The sequence below is a fragment of the Nocardia sp. NPDC060255 genome (assembly GCF_042727395.1).
Lineage (GTDB): Bacteria > Actinomycetota > Actinomycetes > Mycobacteriales > Mycobacteriaceae > Nocardia.
On sequence record NZ_JBHXAU010000013.1, the window covers coordinates 200,286 to 215,190 of the forward strand.

Annotated in this window: 13 protein-coding genes; 6 read left to right on the forward strand and 7 right to left on the reverse strand. The window is 68.0% G+C overall.

What is annotated here, in order from left to right; translation table 11 throughout:
- Positions 1-37 precede the first annotated feature (37 nt).
- Entirely contained in the window at positions 38-856 is an 819-nt protein-coding gene (locus ACFWF1_RS24230) for a sulfurtransferase (protein ID WP_379286359.1), read from the forward strand.
- A 43-nt stretch (positions 857-899) separates the two neighbouring features.
- Here the strand turns inward: ACFWF1_RS24230 and ACFWF1_RS24235 are convergent, their stop codons facing one another.
- Together ACFWF1_RS24235 and ACFWF1_RS24240 are read right to left on the reverse strand one after the other, a co-directional pair.
- The gene (locus tag ACFWF1_RS24235) at positions 900-1,598 is read right to left on the reverse strand and encodes an HNH endonuclease family protein (RefSeq protein WP_379286357.1); all 699 of its coding nucleotides are present in this window, start codon (positions 1,596-1,598) and stop codon (positions 900-902) included.
- 80 nt (positions 1,599-1,678) lie between these two features.
- Complete coding sequence (locus tag ACFWF1_RS24240; protein ID WP_379286355.1) at positions 1,679-2,041, reverse strand: hypothetical protein; 363 nt, start codon at positions 2,039-2,041, stop codon at positions 1,679-1,681.
- A gap of 115 nt (positions 2,042-2,156) precedes the next feature.
- On the opposite strand from ACFWF1_RS24240, the gene ACFWF1_RS24245 reads away from it, so the two are divergent.
- From ACFWF1_RS24245 to ACFWF1_RS24255, 3 genes are all read left to right on the forward strand, one after another.
- Positions 2,157-5,138, forward strand: a complete 2,982-nt coding sequence (locus ACFWF1_RS24245; protein WP_379286354.1) for a DEAD/DEAH box helicase — start codon at positions 2,157-2,159, stop codon at positions 5,136-5,138.
- On the forward strand, positions 5,135-5,902 hold the full coding sequence (locus ACFWF1_RS24250) for an SWIM zinc finger family protein (RefSeq protein ID WP_379286352.1): 768 nt from the start codon (positions 5,135-5,137) through the stop codon (positions 5,900-5,902). Before ACFWF1_RS24245 ends, ACFWF1_RS24250 begins: the two co-directional genes overlap by 4 nt.
- 218 nt (positions 5,903-6,120) lie before the next feature.
- Positions 6,121-6,921, forward strand: a complete 801-nt coding sequence (locus ACFWF1_RS24255) for a helical backbone metal receptor (protein WP_379286350.1) — start codon at positions 6,121-6,123, stop codon at positions 6,919-6,921.
- Between the two features lie 2 nt (positions 6,922-6,923).
- On the opposite strand, the gene ACFWF1_RS24260 is transcribed toward ACFWF1_RS24255, so the two are convergent.
- Together ACFWF1_RS24260 and ACFWF1_RS24265 are read right to left on the reverse strand one after the other, a co-directional pair.
- Positions 6,924-7,331 (reverse strand): DUF3224 domain-containing protein, encoded by a 408-nt coding sequence (locus tag ACFWF1_RS24260; RefSeq protein WP_379286348.1) that lies wholly within the window; start codon positions 7,329-7,331, stop codon positions 6,924-6,926.
- A gap of 41 nt (positions 7,332-7,372) precedes the next feature.
- Complete coding sequence (locus ACFWF1_RS24265) at positions 7,373-8,866, reverse strand: flavin-containing monooxygenase (RefSeq protein ID WP_379286347.1); 1,494 nt, start codon at positions 8,864-8,866, stop codon at positions 7,373-7,375.
- 161 nt (positions 8,867-9,027) lie between these two features.
- Between ACFWF1_RS24265 and ACFWF1_RS24270 the strand changes: the two genes are divergently transcribed.
- On the forward strand, positions 9,028-9,684 hold the full coding sequence (locus ACFWF1_RS24270) for a TetR/AcrR family transcriptional regulator (protein WP_379286345.1): 657 nt from the start codon (positions 9,028-9,030) through the stop codon (positions 9,682-9,684).
- On the opposite strand, the gene ACFWF1_RS24275 is transcribed toward ACFWF1_RS24270, so the two are convergent.
- On the reverse strand, positions 9,668-10,762 hold the full coding sequence (locus tag ACFWF1_RS24275; protein ID WP_379286343.1) for an amidohydrolase family protein: 1,095 nt from the start codon (positions 10,760-10,762) through the stop codon (positions 9,668-9,670). The two genes, ACFWF1_RS24270 and ACFWF1_RS24275, sit on opposite strands and share 17 nt — an antisense overlap.
- 72 nt (positions 10,763-10,834) lie before the next feature.
- Positions 10,835-11,251 (reverse strand): TetR/AcrR family transcriptional regulator C-terminal domain-containing protein, encoded by a 417-nt coding sequence (locus ACFWF1_RS24280; protein ID WP_379286341.1) that lies wholly within the window; start codon positions 11,249-11,251, stop codon positions 10,835-10,837.
- 39 nt (positions 11,252-11,290) lie between these two features.
- On the opposite strand from ACFWF1_RS24280, the gene ACFWF1_RS24285 reads away from it, so the two are divergent.
- A complete protein-coding gene (locus ACFWF1_RS24285; protein WP_379286339.1) occupies positions 11,291-11,617 on the forward strand; it encodes a Dabb family protein in 327 nt (108 codons plus the stop codon).
- Positions 11,618-11,626: 9 nt separating this feature from the next.
- Here the strand turns inward: ACFWF1_RS24285 and icmF are convergent, their stop codons facing one another.
- A complete protein-coding gene (gene icmF, locus ACFWF1_RS24290; RefSeq protein WP_379286337.1) occupies positions 11,627-14,845 on the reverse strand; it encodes a fused isobutyryl-CoA mutase/GTPase IcmF in 3,219 nt (1,072 codons plus the stop codon).
- Positions 14,846-14,905: the final 60 nt, after the last annotated feature.

Genomic DNA, 14,905 nt, shown 5'->3' on the forward strand with positions numbered 1-14,905 from the left:
GGTGCGCGAAGGTGCGATTACTGGACTAGGAGCTGGGTTGAGCGCGGTACTGATCTCGCCGGTGGAGCTTCGGGAAGCGTTGTCGGACAAGCAGGTTCGCCTGCTGGACGTCCGATGGTCGCTGGGTGACCCGGACGGGCCGCAACACTATCTGGACGGCCACATCCCTGGCGCGGTGTTCGTCGACATGGAGACCGAGCTGGCCGCGCCGCCCTCACCCGCACGCGGCAGGCACCCGCTGCCGGACATCGCGCAGCTGGAGAGATGCGCCCGCAGCTGGGGCATCCGCAACGGCGATCCGGTGGTCGTCTACGACGCGACCGGCGGCATGGCGGCCGCCCGCGCCTGGTGGCTGCTGCGCTGGGCCGGCATCGCCGACGTGCGCATCCTCGACGGCGGACTGCCCGGCTGGACGAACGCGGGCGGCGAACTCGCCACCGGCACCGAGCCCGATCCGGAACCCGGCGACGTCGCACTGAGCCCAGGCCACCTGAAGGTCATCGATGCCGACGCGGCCGCCCGCTGGCGCGGCGTGCTGCTCGATGCCCGCGCGGGCGAGCGCTACCGCGGCGAGATCGAGCCGATCGATCCGCGCGCGGGCCACATCCCCGGCGCCATCAGCGCCCCTACTGCCGAAAACCTCGACGCCGACGGACGTTTCCGCGCCCCGGCCGAATTGCGCGACCGCTTCGCCGGATTCACCGCCGAACCGGTCGCGGTCTACTGCGGCTCCGGCGTCACCGCGGCCCACCAGGTCGCGGCCCTCGCCGTCGTCGGCATCGACGCCGCCCTTTATCCAGGTTCATGGTCGCAATGGTCGAACGACCCGAAGCGGCCTGTCGCGACCGGAAGCTGATTTCTCCTAACGGTCGCGCTGCGCTTAGTCGGGCGTTCGGTGCTCATGGGCACGTGCGCGTCACGCCTTGCAATGCGGACCTGTCGGCTTCGGTCAACGCCAGCTCGTATTGCGCGGCAACCGTGAGGTACTTGCCCGCGTAGAAGCAGTGGTTCGCGCGGGCGGGCGGTAGCCATTCGGCGGGTGTCTTGTCGCCCTTGGCCTCGTTGGTGCGGCCGTCGGTGGCGAGCAGGGTGAAGTCGAGGTCGTTGGCGAAGCGGATGCGGCGTTCGCGGGGCCAGGCGGCCGCGCCCAGGTCCCAGGCGGCGGCCAGCGGAAAGACGTGGTCGATCTGCATATCGTTGGCGTCGGCCCTCTTGAAGGGGATCCGCTTGCCAGTGTACGGGTCGTTCAACGTGCCGCCGACGACCACGCAATGGTGGGTGCCCGGCCGGAAGTTCACCCCGACGAGTTGGTTGGCCAGCACGTTGTTGCGGGTATCGCAGCCGTCGTGTCCGCCGGGCCCGTCGTTGTCGTCGGTCCAGGCCGGCCCGAACACACAGCCCTGCCCCGGCTTGCACCCTCGGTCGTAACCGCCGGGATGCGGCCGATCCGGCACCACCCGCACACCGGCGAGCAAGTTCTCCAGCTCGGCTCTGGTAGGACTACCCGGCGCGGGCGCGACCGGGGCCGCGCCGAGCTGGGCGCACCCGACGACGGACAGCGCGACGAGCGCGCCGACGAGCCAACGCCGAATGTCCATGGCACCAGATGTACTCGGCAGGACCGACATTCGTTGAACCTGAAGCACGAGCAGTTGTCAGCAGCGCGGCGACACAACCCTCACAACCAGGCTCGCGCGAGCAGGTCGTCATCGGCGACCTCGCTTGCCCTCGGCGGGAACCGGGTGGCCGAAATCGACTCGGCGTTCGCGCCGTCGTGCCCGATCAGCCACGAGCCGCCGCGTTCCTCGCATTCGGCGAGCTTGGCGAAGGTGGCGAGCAGGAAGGCGATGGCGTCGTGCGAGTCGAGGGTTCTGGCCAGGCGCTGTGATTCACCGGGGCGGGACAGGTCCAGCCACACGCCGGACTGACCGTCGAGCCGCATACCGACGATCTTCTCGGCGTTGATGAAGGTGAATTTGCGCCGTTCCCACGGCGTCGTCGGCGTGAAGCTCTGCTCGAGAACCTGGAGCAGAATCGTCATGATTGCCTCCGTTGACCAGCGGATATTCAAGTATGTTCCGCCCGGGCCCAGAAATCCAGAAAAGACCGATCGCCGTGCCCGCAGCGCTGTCGGACCCACCTGCTTGGATGGGTTGATGCTGCACGGTCTGTGGTCGCCGGGATCCGGGTTGCTGCTCTGGCACGACTCACCCCTTTCCGCGCTGCCCGACCCGTTGGGCAGCGTATTGAGCGCGTCCAAATTCCGGCATCGAGCAGACGTGCTGGTCCTCGGCCCGGATGGCACGGCGACCGAGCAGGTTCGCGCACACGCAATGGCCCCGGCGGCCGCCGCCGCGGCACTGCGGCAGCGACTTCCGGCCGAGACGGTGTCGGGTGATCTGCGCTTCCTCGCCCATGTCGCGCACGGCGTCGAGCGCTGGGTGCGGGCCGGCCGGATCGTGCCGGAGCTGCGCAGGGCGGACGGCCAATGGTGGATGCGCTGGCGACTGGTCGGCGGCGAGCGGCAGCGCGCCTGGCTGGCCGAGCTGGCCGTGGCCATGCCCGCCGCGCTGCAGGTGGCGGGCCGGCCGAACGTGCTGCTCGACGACCTGGTCACCGAACTCACCGACCCGATCGCCCGCGCACTGATCGACCCGCCGGACTCGGCGCATCCGCTGGTGGACGCGCTTGTCCGCGATGTCGCGCTGGACGCGGGCAGCTACCGGGTGGCCGAGACGCTCGAGCACTGGCGAGCCACCTTGACCGGCGACGAGCCGGAACTGGTGCTGCGCCTGCTGGAGCCGGACGGCGAGCTCGGCACCGCGGACGAATCGGTGGCGCTGTGGCGGCTGGAAGTCTGCCTGCAGGTCGACGGCGAGGCACCGAATCCCGTTCTGCTGCACGCTGATCCGAATCTGCTGCGGATCGCGGTGGAGAAACTGGGGGAGGCGCAGCGGGCGTATCCGCGCCTGCGTGACCTGCCCAGCGATCCACGCTCGATGGATCTGCTGCTGCCGACCGAGGTCGTCGTCGATCTGGTCGAGCACGGCGCGCACGCCCTACAGGCCTCCGGTGTGCGACTGCTGTTGCCGCGTGCCTGGAATGTCAGCGCCCCGACCATGCGGCTGCGGGTGGAGAGCGCGGTGCCTGCCGCCGAAAGTACCGTCGGCATGCCGGGACTCGTCTCCTATCGGTGGGAACTCGCGCTCGGTGACACCATCCTGACCAAGGCCGAGATGGCCCGCCTGGTCAGCAGCAAATCCGATCTGGTCCAGCTGCGCGGCGACTGGGTGCAGGCCGACCACAAGGTGCTGGCCGCGGCCGCCCGCTACGTCGCCGCGCACACCGACACCTCCGAGATCACCTTCGCCGACCTGATCGGCGAACTCGCGGGCGGTCGCGTCGAACAGGTGCCGGTCACCGAGGTCACCGCCACCGGCTGGGCCGCCGACATCCTGGATCGCACCCGCGAGCTCGAACCGATCACCGCGCCGGTCGGCCTGAAGGCGCAGCTGCGGCCCTATCAGGAACGCGGCCTCGCCTGGCTGGCGACCATGAGCCGGATGGGTTTCGGCGCGATCCTGGCCGACGACATGGGCCTCGGCAAGACCGTCCAGGTGCTCGCGCTGTTGGTGCACGAACGCGAGGCAGCGTTGCGTGCGGGCGCGGACTCGCCGGCGAAGAAAGGCAAGGCGGCTAGTCGTGCCGGTACGTCGTCAGACGCGAGTGTCGAAGGCGCGGTCGTGATTTCGCTCGACGAGGCACGGCTGCGCAAGACCGGCGGCGGGTCGGCGGCGAGCGTTGTCCGGCCGGACGGCCCGGAAGGTGTTCGGCCGGACGGTATGCCGGGCCCCACGCTGCTGGTGTGCCCGATGTCGGTGGTCGGCAACTGGCAACGCGAGACCGAGCGTTTCGCGCCGGACCTGCGGGTGTGGGTGCACCACGGGGTCGGCAGGCGCTCCGGCGACGAACTCGATGCCGCGGTAGCCGAAGCGGACCTGGTGATCACTACGTACTCCCTGCTTGCCCGCGACCTCGACGAGCTGAAGCGGCAGTCGTGGGACCGGATCGTGCTCGACGAGGCACAGCACATCAAGAACGCCGCGACCAGGCAGTCCCGCGCGGCGCGCAGCCTGCCCGCCCGACATCGGCTGGCGCTCACCGGAACTCCGGTGGAGAACCGGCTGGAGGAGCTGCGCGCGATCATGGATTTCGCGGTGCCGAAGGTGCTCGGCAGTCCGCAGACCTTCCGTGCCCGCTTCGCCGTGCCCATCGAACGCGAGCGCGACGAGAACGCGATCAGCAGGCTGCGGATGATCACCCAGCCGTTCGTGCTGCGCCGGGTGAAGACCGATCCCGCCGTGATCACCGATCTGCCGGACAAGCTGGAGATGACGGTGCGCGCCAACCTGACCGTCGAGCAGGCCGCGCTGTATCAGGCGGTGGTCGACGACATGCTGGCCAAGATCAAGGACGCGAAGGGCATGGCCCGCAAGGGCGCCGTACTCAGCGCGCTGACCAGGCTCAAGCAGGTGTGCAACCATCCGGCGCACTTCCTCGGCGACGGTTCGCACGTGCTGCACCGTGGCAGCCACCGCTCCGGCAAGCTCGCGCTGGTGGAGGACGTGCTCGACGCGGTGCTCGCGGACGGCGAGAAAGCGTTGCTGTTCACCCAGTTTCGCGAGTTCGGCGAGCTCATCGCGCCCTACCTGGTCGAACGCTTCGGCACGGAGGTCCCGTTCCTGCACGGCGGGGTGCCCAAGCAGCGCCGGGACAGCATGGTCACCCGGTTCCAGGAACCGGATGGCCCGCCACTGATGTTGTTGTCGCTCAAGGCCGGTGGCACCGGCCTCAACCTCACCGCCGCCAATCACGTGGTGCACCTGGATCGTTGGTGGAATCCGGCGGTGGAGAACCAGGCCACCGACCGCGCCTACCGGATCGGGCAGCAGCGCAATGTTCAGGTGCGCAAGCTGGTCTGCGTCGACACCATCGAAGAGCGGATCGACGAAATGATCAACGGCAAAAGGCAACTCGCCGATCTGGCCGTCGGCGCGGGGGAGAACTGGATCACCGAGATGAGCACCGACGACCTGCGTGAGCTGTTCACGCTGGGCGCGGAGGCGGTCGGCGAATGAGTCCCTACATCGACTACAACGAGTACGGCAAGCGCCGCCCGGTGTGCGGCGGGGTCGAGGCACGCAGTCGCCGTGGCGGTTTCGGGCGCACCTGGTGGGGCAAGGCGCTGCTCGAGGCGATCGAGCAGATGGCCGACGCCGGGCGCATGTCGCGCGGCCGCACCTACGCGCGGGCCGGGCAGGTGGTCAGCTATCGGATCGAGCCCGGCTCGGTGGTCGCGGAAGTGCAAGGCAGTCAACCTCGTCCGTTCACCGCGGTGTTCACCGTGCGGCCGCTGCGGGAGGAGGAACTCGAGCTACTCATCGAGACGATCCGGGACGCGCCGGGCATGCTCGCCGAGATCGCGTCCGGTGCGCTGCCGACCGCGCTCGGCCCGCTGCTGTTGCCGACCACGGCCGCCGACCTGGATTTCACCTGCACCTGCCCCGACCCGGGCTGGCCGTGCAAACACGTGGCCGCGGTCTGCTACCTGCTCGCCGAACGGCTGGACGAGCGTCCGCGCGAGATCCTCGCGCTGCGCGGCCTGGACCTGGACACCCTGATCGGCGGCATCGAACGTGACCTGCAGTCCACCGTCTCCGACGATCCGTACGGCGACGACACCGCGCTGCCGGACCTACCGAAGATCGAATTCCGGCCTGCCCCGGACGATCTCGACCCGCTGCTGTTGCGCAAGGCACTGCGGATGACCTCGGCCGAAGAGTCGATCGCCGCAGCTGGATTGCGCGAGCTCACCGCGCTGTATCGCCTGTTCGAGGCCTGATCGAGCTTGGTGGGCATCCGGCGTCGGGGCTTGCGGTTGTCTCCGGACTTTTCGGGGCGGGATCAGGTCCGGTGACACAGGGACCGGGACTTCCCGACACCGGATGCCTCACTCAGTCTGCGCGCACCGAACCCGCCCCGGAACTGCCCGAGGGTTGCCCAGCCGCTGCCCTTGCACCGAACTTCGGGCCGCACCCCGCACTGCCTAGTCTGGTAGACGTGGCAGGCGACAGTTCGTGGCCGGCATCCGGTCCGATGACCTTCAGCGACGATCTGGGCGTCGCCGTGCTGCTCGCGCGGCCGCCGCGGCGGGTGGTGTCGCTGGTGCCTTCGTTGACCGAGGCCGTCGCCGCGACCTGTCCCGACGTTCTGATCGCCGCCACCGATTGGTGCACGCATCCGGCCGATCTCGCGGTCGAACGCGTGCGCGGCACCAAGAACCCGCATGTGCGCCGCATCGTCGAACTCGCGCCCGATCTGGTGCTGTGCAACATGGAGGAGAACCGCCGCATCGATGTCGACCGCCTCCGCGCGGCCGGCATTCCGGTGTGGGTCACCAGAATCGAAACGGTGGACGAGGCGCTCACCTCGCTGAAGCGCCTCTGCACCGTCGCCCTCGGCACCGACATTCCGCCGTGGCTCACCGAGGCTGAATCCGTCTGGGCGCCCCCACCTCCGCCACCGCGCAACGCGGTGATCCCGATCTGGCGCAACCCGTGGATGGTGGTCGGCCGCAACACCTTCACCGGCGACTTGGCCGCCCGCCTCGGCCTGCACCTCGTGCACGCAGACCGTCCGGATCGCTACCCACGCCTCACCGAGCATGAACTGACCACCGGAATCGACCTCGCTGTCCTCCCCGACGAGCCTTACGTTTTCACCAGAACCGATGGGCCCGAAGTCTTTCCGGAAACACCGGTCGCGCTGGTCGAGGGCCGCAGCCTCACCTGGTACGGCCCGTCCTTGACCACCGCCCGGCAAACCCTCACCCGGCAGCTGGCAGCTGCCTTCCTGCCCTGAGCTCAGTCGAGCTCGTAGTCGAACCAGATGTGGTGGCTACCGGCCTCATCCACGCTGAGGCCGCCGGTTCCGGTGATACCGGCCAAGGCGCCGGTACCGCTGGCCGGGACGATGACGAAGTACTCGGCGGTGCGGTCGGTGCCCGAGGTCGTCGCCGAATGGGCGAAGTTGAAGCTGCCGGCATCGCCGTTCAGTGCGCCCTCGAACGACTCCATCGCGACATAGGTCCCGGTCCCGGTGGCCTGGTCGAAGGCCGCCGTGAACAAGGTCGACGAGCGACCGGTGACCTCGCCGTCGAACTCCTTTACGAGGTGTGCGACGCCGACCGGGAGCGCGGTGTCGATGGGTGGGTCGGGAACCACCTGGGTCGGGATGAACGAGAGGACGGAGAAGGTGCCGATAGCTTTCATACGCCGGATCGTAACGACGGGCACCGACACCTTCGCGGCGGTTACGCCGACGTCGCGAACCGGTAGTCGGACAGGTCGAAATGCCCGCTGCGCCAGGCCGCCTCGACCGTGGTCGACGGCCGCAACGGCACGTCGCCGTGCTTGTCGAAGTAGTAGCTGTTCGACACCGAGCAGCTGTCCTGCCAGAACACCTGGCCGCCGCGGCGGTCGAGCATCTCCTGGAAGAAGCGGTCGTTGGCCTCGCGGGTCACCTCGACGACGGTGGCCTTGCCTGCGCGGGCGTGCCGCAGGCAGCGCAGGATGTGCCTGGTCTGGTTCTCGATCAGCGCGAAGTAGGACGAGCCGTTGTAGCCGTACGGGCCGATGATCGAGAAGAAGTTCGGGAAGCCGGGCACGCTGACGCCCTCGTAGGCTTGCAGCCGGTTCTCGTCCCACCACTTCTCCAGGTCGAGACCGCCGATGCCGCGCAGGTCGTAGGTCGGCATGTTGCCGGATTCCATCACCTTGAAGCCGGTCGCCAGAATCAGGATGTCGACCGGATATTCGGTGCCGCTGGCGGTGCGCACGCCGGTGCTGGTGATCTGCTCGATCGGGTCGGTCTCCAGCACGACATTGTCGCGGTTGAACGTGGCCAGGTAGTCGTTCGAGAAGCTGGGCCGTTTGCAGCCCAAAGCGTAACGGGGCGTGAGCTTTTCCCGGATCGCCGGATCGTGCACCTGGCTGCGCAGATGCGCGTGACCGGCCCGCTCGCCGAGCGCGGCGGTCGGCAGACTCGTGTGATAGTGCGCGGCGATCGGGAAGGTGATCTCCACATACGTCTGGCTGATCAGCCGGGTCAGCGACCGCGCGCCGGGTATCCGCAGTGCCCACTGCACCGGCTTGGGCAGCGGCAGATCCAGCCGGGGCAGGCACCAGATCGGCGTGCGCTGGAAGACGACGAGTTGCTCGACCTCGGGCGCGGTCTCCGGAATCACCTGCACCGCAGACGCTCCCGTGCCGATGATCGCGACCCGCTTGCCGCGCAGATCCTGCTGATGGTCCCAGCGCGAGGTGTGCATGGTGACCCCGGTGAAGTCCTCGACGCCGGGGATCTCGGGCAGCTTGGGCCGGGTGAGCACGCCGGTGGCGCTGATGACGAAGCGCGCCGTGAGCTCGCCGCCGTCGGCGGTGTGCAGCCGCCAGCGGCAGCCGTCCTCGTCGAACTCGGCCTCGGTGATGTTGGTGTTGAACCGGATTCGCGGCCGCAGCTGGTATTTGTCCACGCACGATTCGGCGTACGCCTTCAATTCCCGGCCCGGCGCGTAGGTTCGGGACCAGCTGGCGCGCTGTTCGAAGGAGAACTGATAGCTGAACGACGGAATGTCAACGGCGATACCGGGATAGGTGTTCCAGTGCCAGGTGCCGCCGACGCCGTCAGCCTCGTCGACGATCAGGAAATCGTCGAATCCGGCCTCCTGCAGTTTGATCGCGGCCCCGATGCCGGAGAACCCCGCCCCGACGATGATCACCTCATGATCGATGCCGTTGCTACTCATGCCACCTCCCGAATCCGGTGCGCTGCGTCGCGCCACCGCCCGTGCGTCATGGGCCGTGTCCGCGGCGTGGACGGCGGAGTCGACCCGGTGCTGAGCGCCGCCAATCGGTAATTGGCCGCACATGCCACCAATTAGGCGCGCGGTGGGGTACTTTGTCAACCATGAGCCTGCGTGTACCGGCCCGGACCTGGGGCGGCCGCACCACCGAGGAGCGGCGCGCCGAACGCCGCGCGCGGCTGATCGACGCGGCCCTCGACTGCTGGATCGAGAACGGCTGGGCGGCCGTGACCATGCGCGGTGTCTGCCAGCGCACCGCACTCAACGACCGCTACTTCTATGAGCACTTCGCCGACCGCGACGCACTGCTCGGCGCGGCCTGGGACGCGGTCTGCACCGAGGTGTTCGCCGATCTGGCCGCGATCTTCACCGACAACCTCGAGCGGCCCCCGCTGGAGATCTTGCGTACGGCGGTGACCCGCGTGGTGCGCCTGCAATCCGACGATCACGGGCGGGCCCGCATCCTGCTGGCCGACCACGCGGGCAGCGCCGTGCTCGAGCAGCGCCGCAAGTCGATGCTCACCGACGCCACCGACCTGCTCGTCGTCACGTCCCGGCCGTACCTGCGCCCGGACGCCGACGAGCTCGAGTTCCGGATGAGCACCCTCGTCGGCATCGGCGGCTTCATCGAACTGCTCACTGCGTGGCGCACCGGCGCGATGGACATCGACGGCGACCGCATCATCGAACACACCTGCCGCCTCGGCGCACTGCTCGCCACCCAATACCTGCCGCTGGCGATCATTATCCCTGCGGGATAATGGGTTTCGTGTCGATCCGATACACCCGCCGGGCGGTATCCCGGAAGATGTGCGCGAGCTCGGCCTGCCCGCCACCATGTGCGGTGACCGAGGTGGCGACCGCCTCGATGCTGCCGGCAATGGTGGTAATCGGTTTGTCCACCGGGAAATTCGAGCCCCAGATCAAGCGGTCCGCCCCGAACACGTCGAGAGCATGGTCGATGAGCGGGTGAATCCGGTCCACCAGCACCGGAACTGGCGTGGATGTGCCGCGTGGCGGCACCGGATGGCCGAGGACCGGCATCATCAGACCGCTCACCTTCGCGACCACATTCGGGCGTTCGGCGAGTGCGGACAGGTCGTCGCGCCAGCGCAGGAACAGCGCGCGCCGCAGGCTCGGATCGGTGCCGGTGTGCTTGCCGATCGGGCCGAAAATGCCTGCGGGAGTAGCGAGATGGTTGAGCACGATCGGTACCTCCGGATACCGCTCGGCGAGCGCCGTCACATCGGGCAGGGCATGCGAGTACACCCACGCCTCGAACGAGAGGTCCCGCCCGGCCAGCTCCCCGAAGCCGTTCAGGAACTCCTTCGTGGCGAGCGCGCCCGGGTGGTCGGCGTACGGCCGGACACCCGGATCGGGATGATGCGCCACATGCGCGCGAATGCCGCGCAGCAGTGGCGCGGCGGCGAGGTGCGCGTCGAGCAGTGCGGCGAAGTCGGGTGCCGCGGGATTCGCGTTGCCGAGGATCGCACCGAGCTCGGGATTGTCGCCGCCGAACGGCAATCGGGCCACCCAGGCCGTCTCATCGGCCTCGGCCAGCGCTTCCTTCCCGGCCCAGCTGACCTCGATATGCACGATCGTGTCGATCGGCTCGTCCCCGGCATCCGCCCGATAGTCCGCGGGCAGGTAGGGACGACTGAAAGCCGTAGGGTCCCCGGTGAATTCCCGATCCCGACGCGGCGCCAGCCGTTTGACCAGATCCATCGGCAGCGGCACCGCCCGGAGCAACTTCGCCGTCCCGCTGAATTCCCGGGGAGTGGTGAACGGATCCCACTGATGAATATGTGCGTCGATGATCCGAATACCCGATAGATCCATGTCCGCCGTCCCAACGCGCCGATGGCCTTGACCCGGCGATTGTCACACGGCGATGGTGCGCCGGGTCAGCATTCAGCCGGATCCGAACGCGGCCAGGAAAGTATGGACGGCCGCGTCGGCGATCCGCCGGAGCTCGGCGTCGGAGACCGGGCGAGTGCCGAGCCGGGAACGGGCTTCCAGCGGCGCGGTGAGCAGCGCGAGCAATTGCTCGGCGGCCTGCGCCGGGTCGGTGATCCGCAGGCTGCCGGACAGGGCGAGTCGCGCCAGCCGGTCGGCCAGCGCCTCCGCGATCTGCTGCGAAGTGCGTTCCAGCACAACGTCGGTGAGGTCGGGGAAGGCCGCGAGCTGTGCGTAGGTCAGTGCGCGGAGCGCGCGGGCCCGTTCACCAGCGCACACCCGGAGCAGGTCGGTGGCCACGTCTGTCAGTGCCGCACGCAGATCGTCGTCGGGGCTCCTGAGCCGATCGGCGATCGCGAGGGTTTCGGCCACGAGACGACGGACGAGCAGAAGGCCGAGGTGCTCGCGACGATGCGGCGCACGGCGTCGATGGAGTCCGTCTCGTTCTCGACTGTCGGTCAGAACCTCGGCGATGCCTCCGAAGGCCTGACCCATGCCTACTGCGTGGGCATCGAGGACCTGGCGGCGCTGGAGCGGTACATGCACGACCCGGTGCACCTCGACGGCGATCCGAGGATCATTCCGCATGTCGCGAAAATCGCGATCGGGCCTGACGTTTCGGACGAGCCGGATCCCGGCCTGCGCGACAAGATCATGGCGCTGCACGAGGCGAAGCTGGCGAAATACCCGGAGTGGGCGCAGCTGATGCAGACCGTCCCCGAGGTGCGGATCTTCTGAGCCGCTACCTCACACGTTGCGGCGGTATTGGCCGCCTACGGTGAAGAAGGTGTCGGTGATCTGTTGGAGGGTGCAGACGCGGGCGGCGTCCATCAGGACCTCGAAGATGTTGTCGTCGGTGCGGGCGACGGCTTCCAGGCGGGTCAGGGCGTCGTGGGCGGGATCGCGGTGCCGGTGCTGGAATTCGCGGACCCTGGTGAGTTGGGACTGCTTTTCCGCCTCGGTGCCGCGGGCCAATTCGATGTCGTGCTTTGGTTCGCCGTGCGGGTTGCGGAAGGTGTTGACGCCGACGATGGGCAGCGAGCCGTCGTGCTTGCGGTGCTCGTAGCGGATGGACTCGTCCTGGATCTTGCCGCGCTGGTACCCGGTCTCCATCGCGCCGAGCACGCCGCCGCGTTCGCTGATCCGGTCGAACTCGGCCAGCACCGCCTCCTCCACCAGGTCGGTGAGTTCATCGATGAGAAAGCTGCCCTGCAACGGGTTTTCGTTCATCGCCAGGCCCCACTCGCGGTTGATGATCAGCTGGATGGCCAGCGCGCGGCGCACCGATTCCTCGGTGGGGGTGGTCACCGCCTCGTCGTAGGCGTTGGTGTGCAGGCTGTTGCAGTTGTCGTAGATGGCGATGAGCGCCTGCAGCGTGGTGCGAATGTCGTTGAAGTTCATCTCCTGCGCGTGCAGCGAGCGACCGGAGGTCTGCACGTGGTACTTCAGCTTCTGCGAACGGTCGTTGGCGCCGTAGCGATCTCGCATGGCGACGGCCCAGATCCGCCGGGCCACCCGGCCGATCACCGAGTATTCGGGGTCCATGCCGTTGGAGAAGAAGAACGACAGGTTCGGCGCGAAGTCATCGATCCGCATCCCACGCGCGAGATAGGCCTCCACATAGGTGAATCCGTTGCTGAGGGTGAAGGCGAGCTGGCTGATCGGGTTCGCGCCGGCCTCGGCGATGTGATAGCCGGAAATCGAGACCGAGTAGAAATTGCGAACGCTGTTGCGCACGAACCATTCCTGGATATCGGCCATCATGCGCAGGCTGAATTCGGTGGAGAAGATGCAGGTGTTCTGGCCCTGGTCCTCCTTGAGGATGTCGGCCTGCACCGTGCCGCGCACCGTTGCCAAGGTCTGCGCGCGGATATCGGCGGCCTCGCCGGCGGTCGGCGCCCGTCCCTCGACGGCCGAGAAACGTTCCAGCGCTTGGTCGATCGCGGTATTCAGGAAATAGGCCAGGATGGTGGGAGCCGGGCCGTTGATCGTCATCGATACCGAGGTGGTCGGCGCGGTCAGGTCGAATCCGTCGTAGAGCGCCTTCATGTCGTCGAGCGAGGCGATCGAAACGCCCGAGGTGCCGACCTTGCCGTAGATATCCGGGCGTTCGGCGGGATCGTGACCGTAGAGCGTCACCGAATCGAACGCGGTGGACAGCCTTTTCGCGTCGGCGTATTCGCTGAGCACCTTGAAGCGCCGGTTGGTGCGGAACGGGTCGCCCTCGCCCGCGAACATCCTGGCCGGATCCTCGTTGTCCCGCTTGAACGGGAAGACACCCGCAGTGAACGGGAAGCGGCCGGGCAGGTTCTCCGCGCGCAGAAAGCGAAGCAGCTCACCGTGATCGGTGAACCGGGGCAGCGCGACCCGCGGAATCGAGTTGCCGGACAGCGTTTCCCGGCGCAGCGGCGTGCGGATCTCGCGGTCACGTATCCGCACCACCTGCTCGTCACCGCGGTAGGTTTCGGCCAGCGCGGGCCATTCGGCGAGCAGCGCCGCGTTCTCGGCGGTCAGCGCGGCCCTGGCTTTCGTGGCGAGCTCGGCTACCGCCTGGTCCGCGGGCAGTTCCGCGGCGACCTGTTCGACCCGCTGTACCCGTTGTGCGGCGACGATTTGCGCGGCCGTGGCCGCGTGATAGTCACGCACGGTCTCGGCGATCTCGGCCAGGTAGCGCACCCGCGCGGGCGGAATGATCTGCGCGAATCTCGTTGACGCGCGGGTGTTCACCCTGGGCAGCGCGCCTTCTTCCAGCCGCAGGCCACGCTTGGCCAGCAGTCCGGCCAGGTGCTGATACAGCGCGGTGACGCCGTCGTCGTTGAAAGTCGCCGCACTCGTGCCGAATACGGGCATGTCCTCCGGCGACGCGGTGAACTCCTCCCGATTACGGATCAGCTGACGCGACACATCCCGCAACGCGTCGGCGGCACCGCGGCGTTCGAACTTGTTGATCGCCACCACATCCGCGAAATCCAGCATGTCGATCTTCTCCAGCTGGGAGGCGGCGCCGAACTCCGGTGTCATCACATACATGGACACATCGACGTGGTCGGTGACCGCGGCGTCGCCCTGGCCGATGCCCGGCGTCTCCAGGATCACCAGGTCGTAACCCGCTGCCTTGCAGGCGGTCACGATCAGCTCGATATTGTTCGGCAGTTCACGGCCGCCCCTGGTGGCCAGTGACCGGAAGAAGATGTGGTGGCCGTCGAGGGCGTTCATCCGGATGCGGTCGCCGAGCAGCGCACCGCCGCCGCGGCGCCGGGTCGGGTCCACCGCGAGAATGGCGACGCGCAGCTTGTCCTGCTGGTCCGATCGCAGCCTGCGCACCAATTCGTCGGTGAGTGAGGACTTTCCGGAGCCGCCCGTGCCGGTGATGCCGAGCACCGGGACGGTCCGCGCGGCGGCCGCTTGCAGCAACGTCTGCCGGTCGCCGTCGGACAGCGCGGCCTGCTGAATGCAGGTGATGGCGCGGGCCAGGGCGGGACGTTCACCGGCGAGGATCGCCTCCAGCACCGGCGGTTCGGTGGCGAGGTCGACGTCGCAGGCGCGAATCAGCTGATTGATCATGCCGGGCAACCCGAGTCGCTGGCCGTCCTCGGGGGAGAAGATGGTGACACCGGATTCGGCGAGCCGCGCGATTTCCTCGGCGACGATGACGCCGCCGCCACCGCCGAATATCCGAACATGCTCCGCCCCGGCCTTTTTCAGCGCGTCGGCGAGATATTCGAAGTACTCGACATGCCCGCCCTGATACGAACTGACCGCAACGCCCTGCGCGTCCTCGGTGAGCACCGCGTCGACCACCTCGCTGACCGAGCGATTGTGGCCGAGGTGGATCACCTCCGCGCCCTGCGCCTGCAGGATGCGCCGCATGATGTTGATCGCCGCGTCGTGCCCGTCGAACAGGGCCGCGGAGGTCACGAAGCGAACGGGGTTGATCGGCGTGTGCAGCGCGCTGTTGTCGGCCACGGTGTCCTCCGGCGATATCCAGTTGGCGCCCGATACTAGGACGTCAAACTAATCGTACGG

Coding starts and splice junctions, on each gene's coding strand:
- ACFWF1_RS24235 (WP_379286357.1), bottom strand. CDS start 1,598: ATGGACATTCGGCGTTGGCTCGTCGGCGCGCTCGTCGCGCTGTCCGTC.
- ACFWF1_RS24240 (WP_379286355.1), bottom strand. CDS start 2,041: ATGACGATTCTGCTCCAGGTTCTCGAGCAGAGCTTCACGCCGACGACG.
- ACFWF1_RS24245 (WP_379286354.1), top strand. CDS start 2,157: ATGCTGCACGGTCTGTGGTCGCCGGGATCCGGGTTGCTGCTCTGGCAC.
- ACFWF1_RS24250 (WP_379286352.1), top strand. CDS start 5,135: ATGAGTCCCTACATCGACTACAACGAGTACGGCAAGCGCCGCCCGGTG.
- ACFWF1_RS24260 (WP_379286348.1), bottom strand. CDS start 7,331: ATGAAAGCTATCGGCACCTTCTCCGTCCTCTCGTTCATCCCGACCCAG.
- ACFWF1_RS24265 (WP_379286347.1), bottom strand. CDS start 8,866: ATGAGTAGCAACGGCATCGATCATGAGGTGATCATCGTCGGGGCGGGG.
- ACFWF1_RS24270 (WP_379286345.1), top strand. CDS start 9,028: ATGAGCCTGCGTGTACCGGCCCGGACCTGGGGCGGCCGCACCACCGAG.
- ACFWF1_RS24275 (WP_379286343.1), bottom strand. CDS start 10,762: ATGGATCTATCGGGTATTCGGATCATCGACGCACATATTCATCAGTGG.
- ACFWF1_RS24285 (WP_379286339.1), top strand. CDS start 11,291: ATGCGGCGCACGGCGTCGATGGAGTCCGTCTCGTTCTCGACTGTCGGT.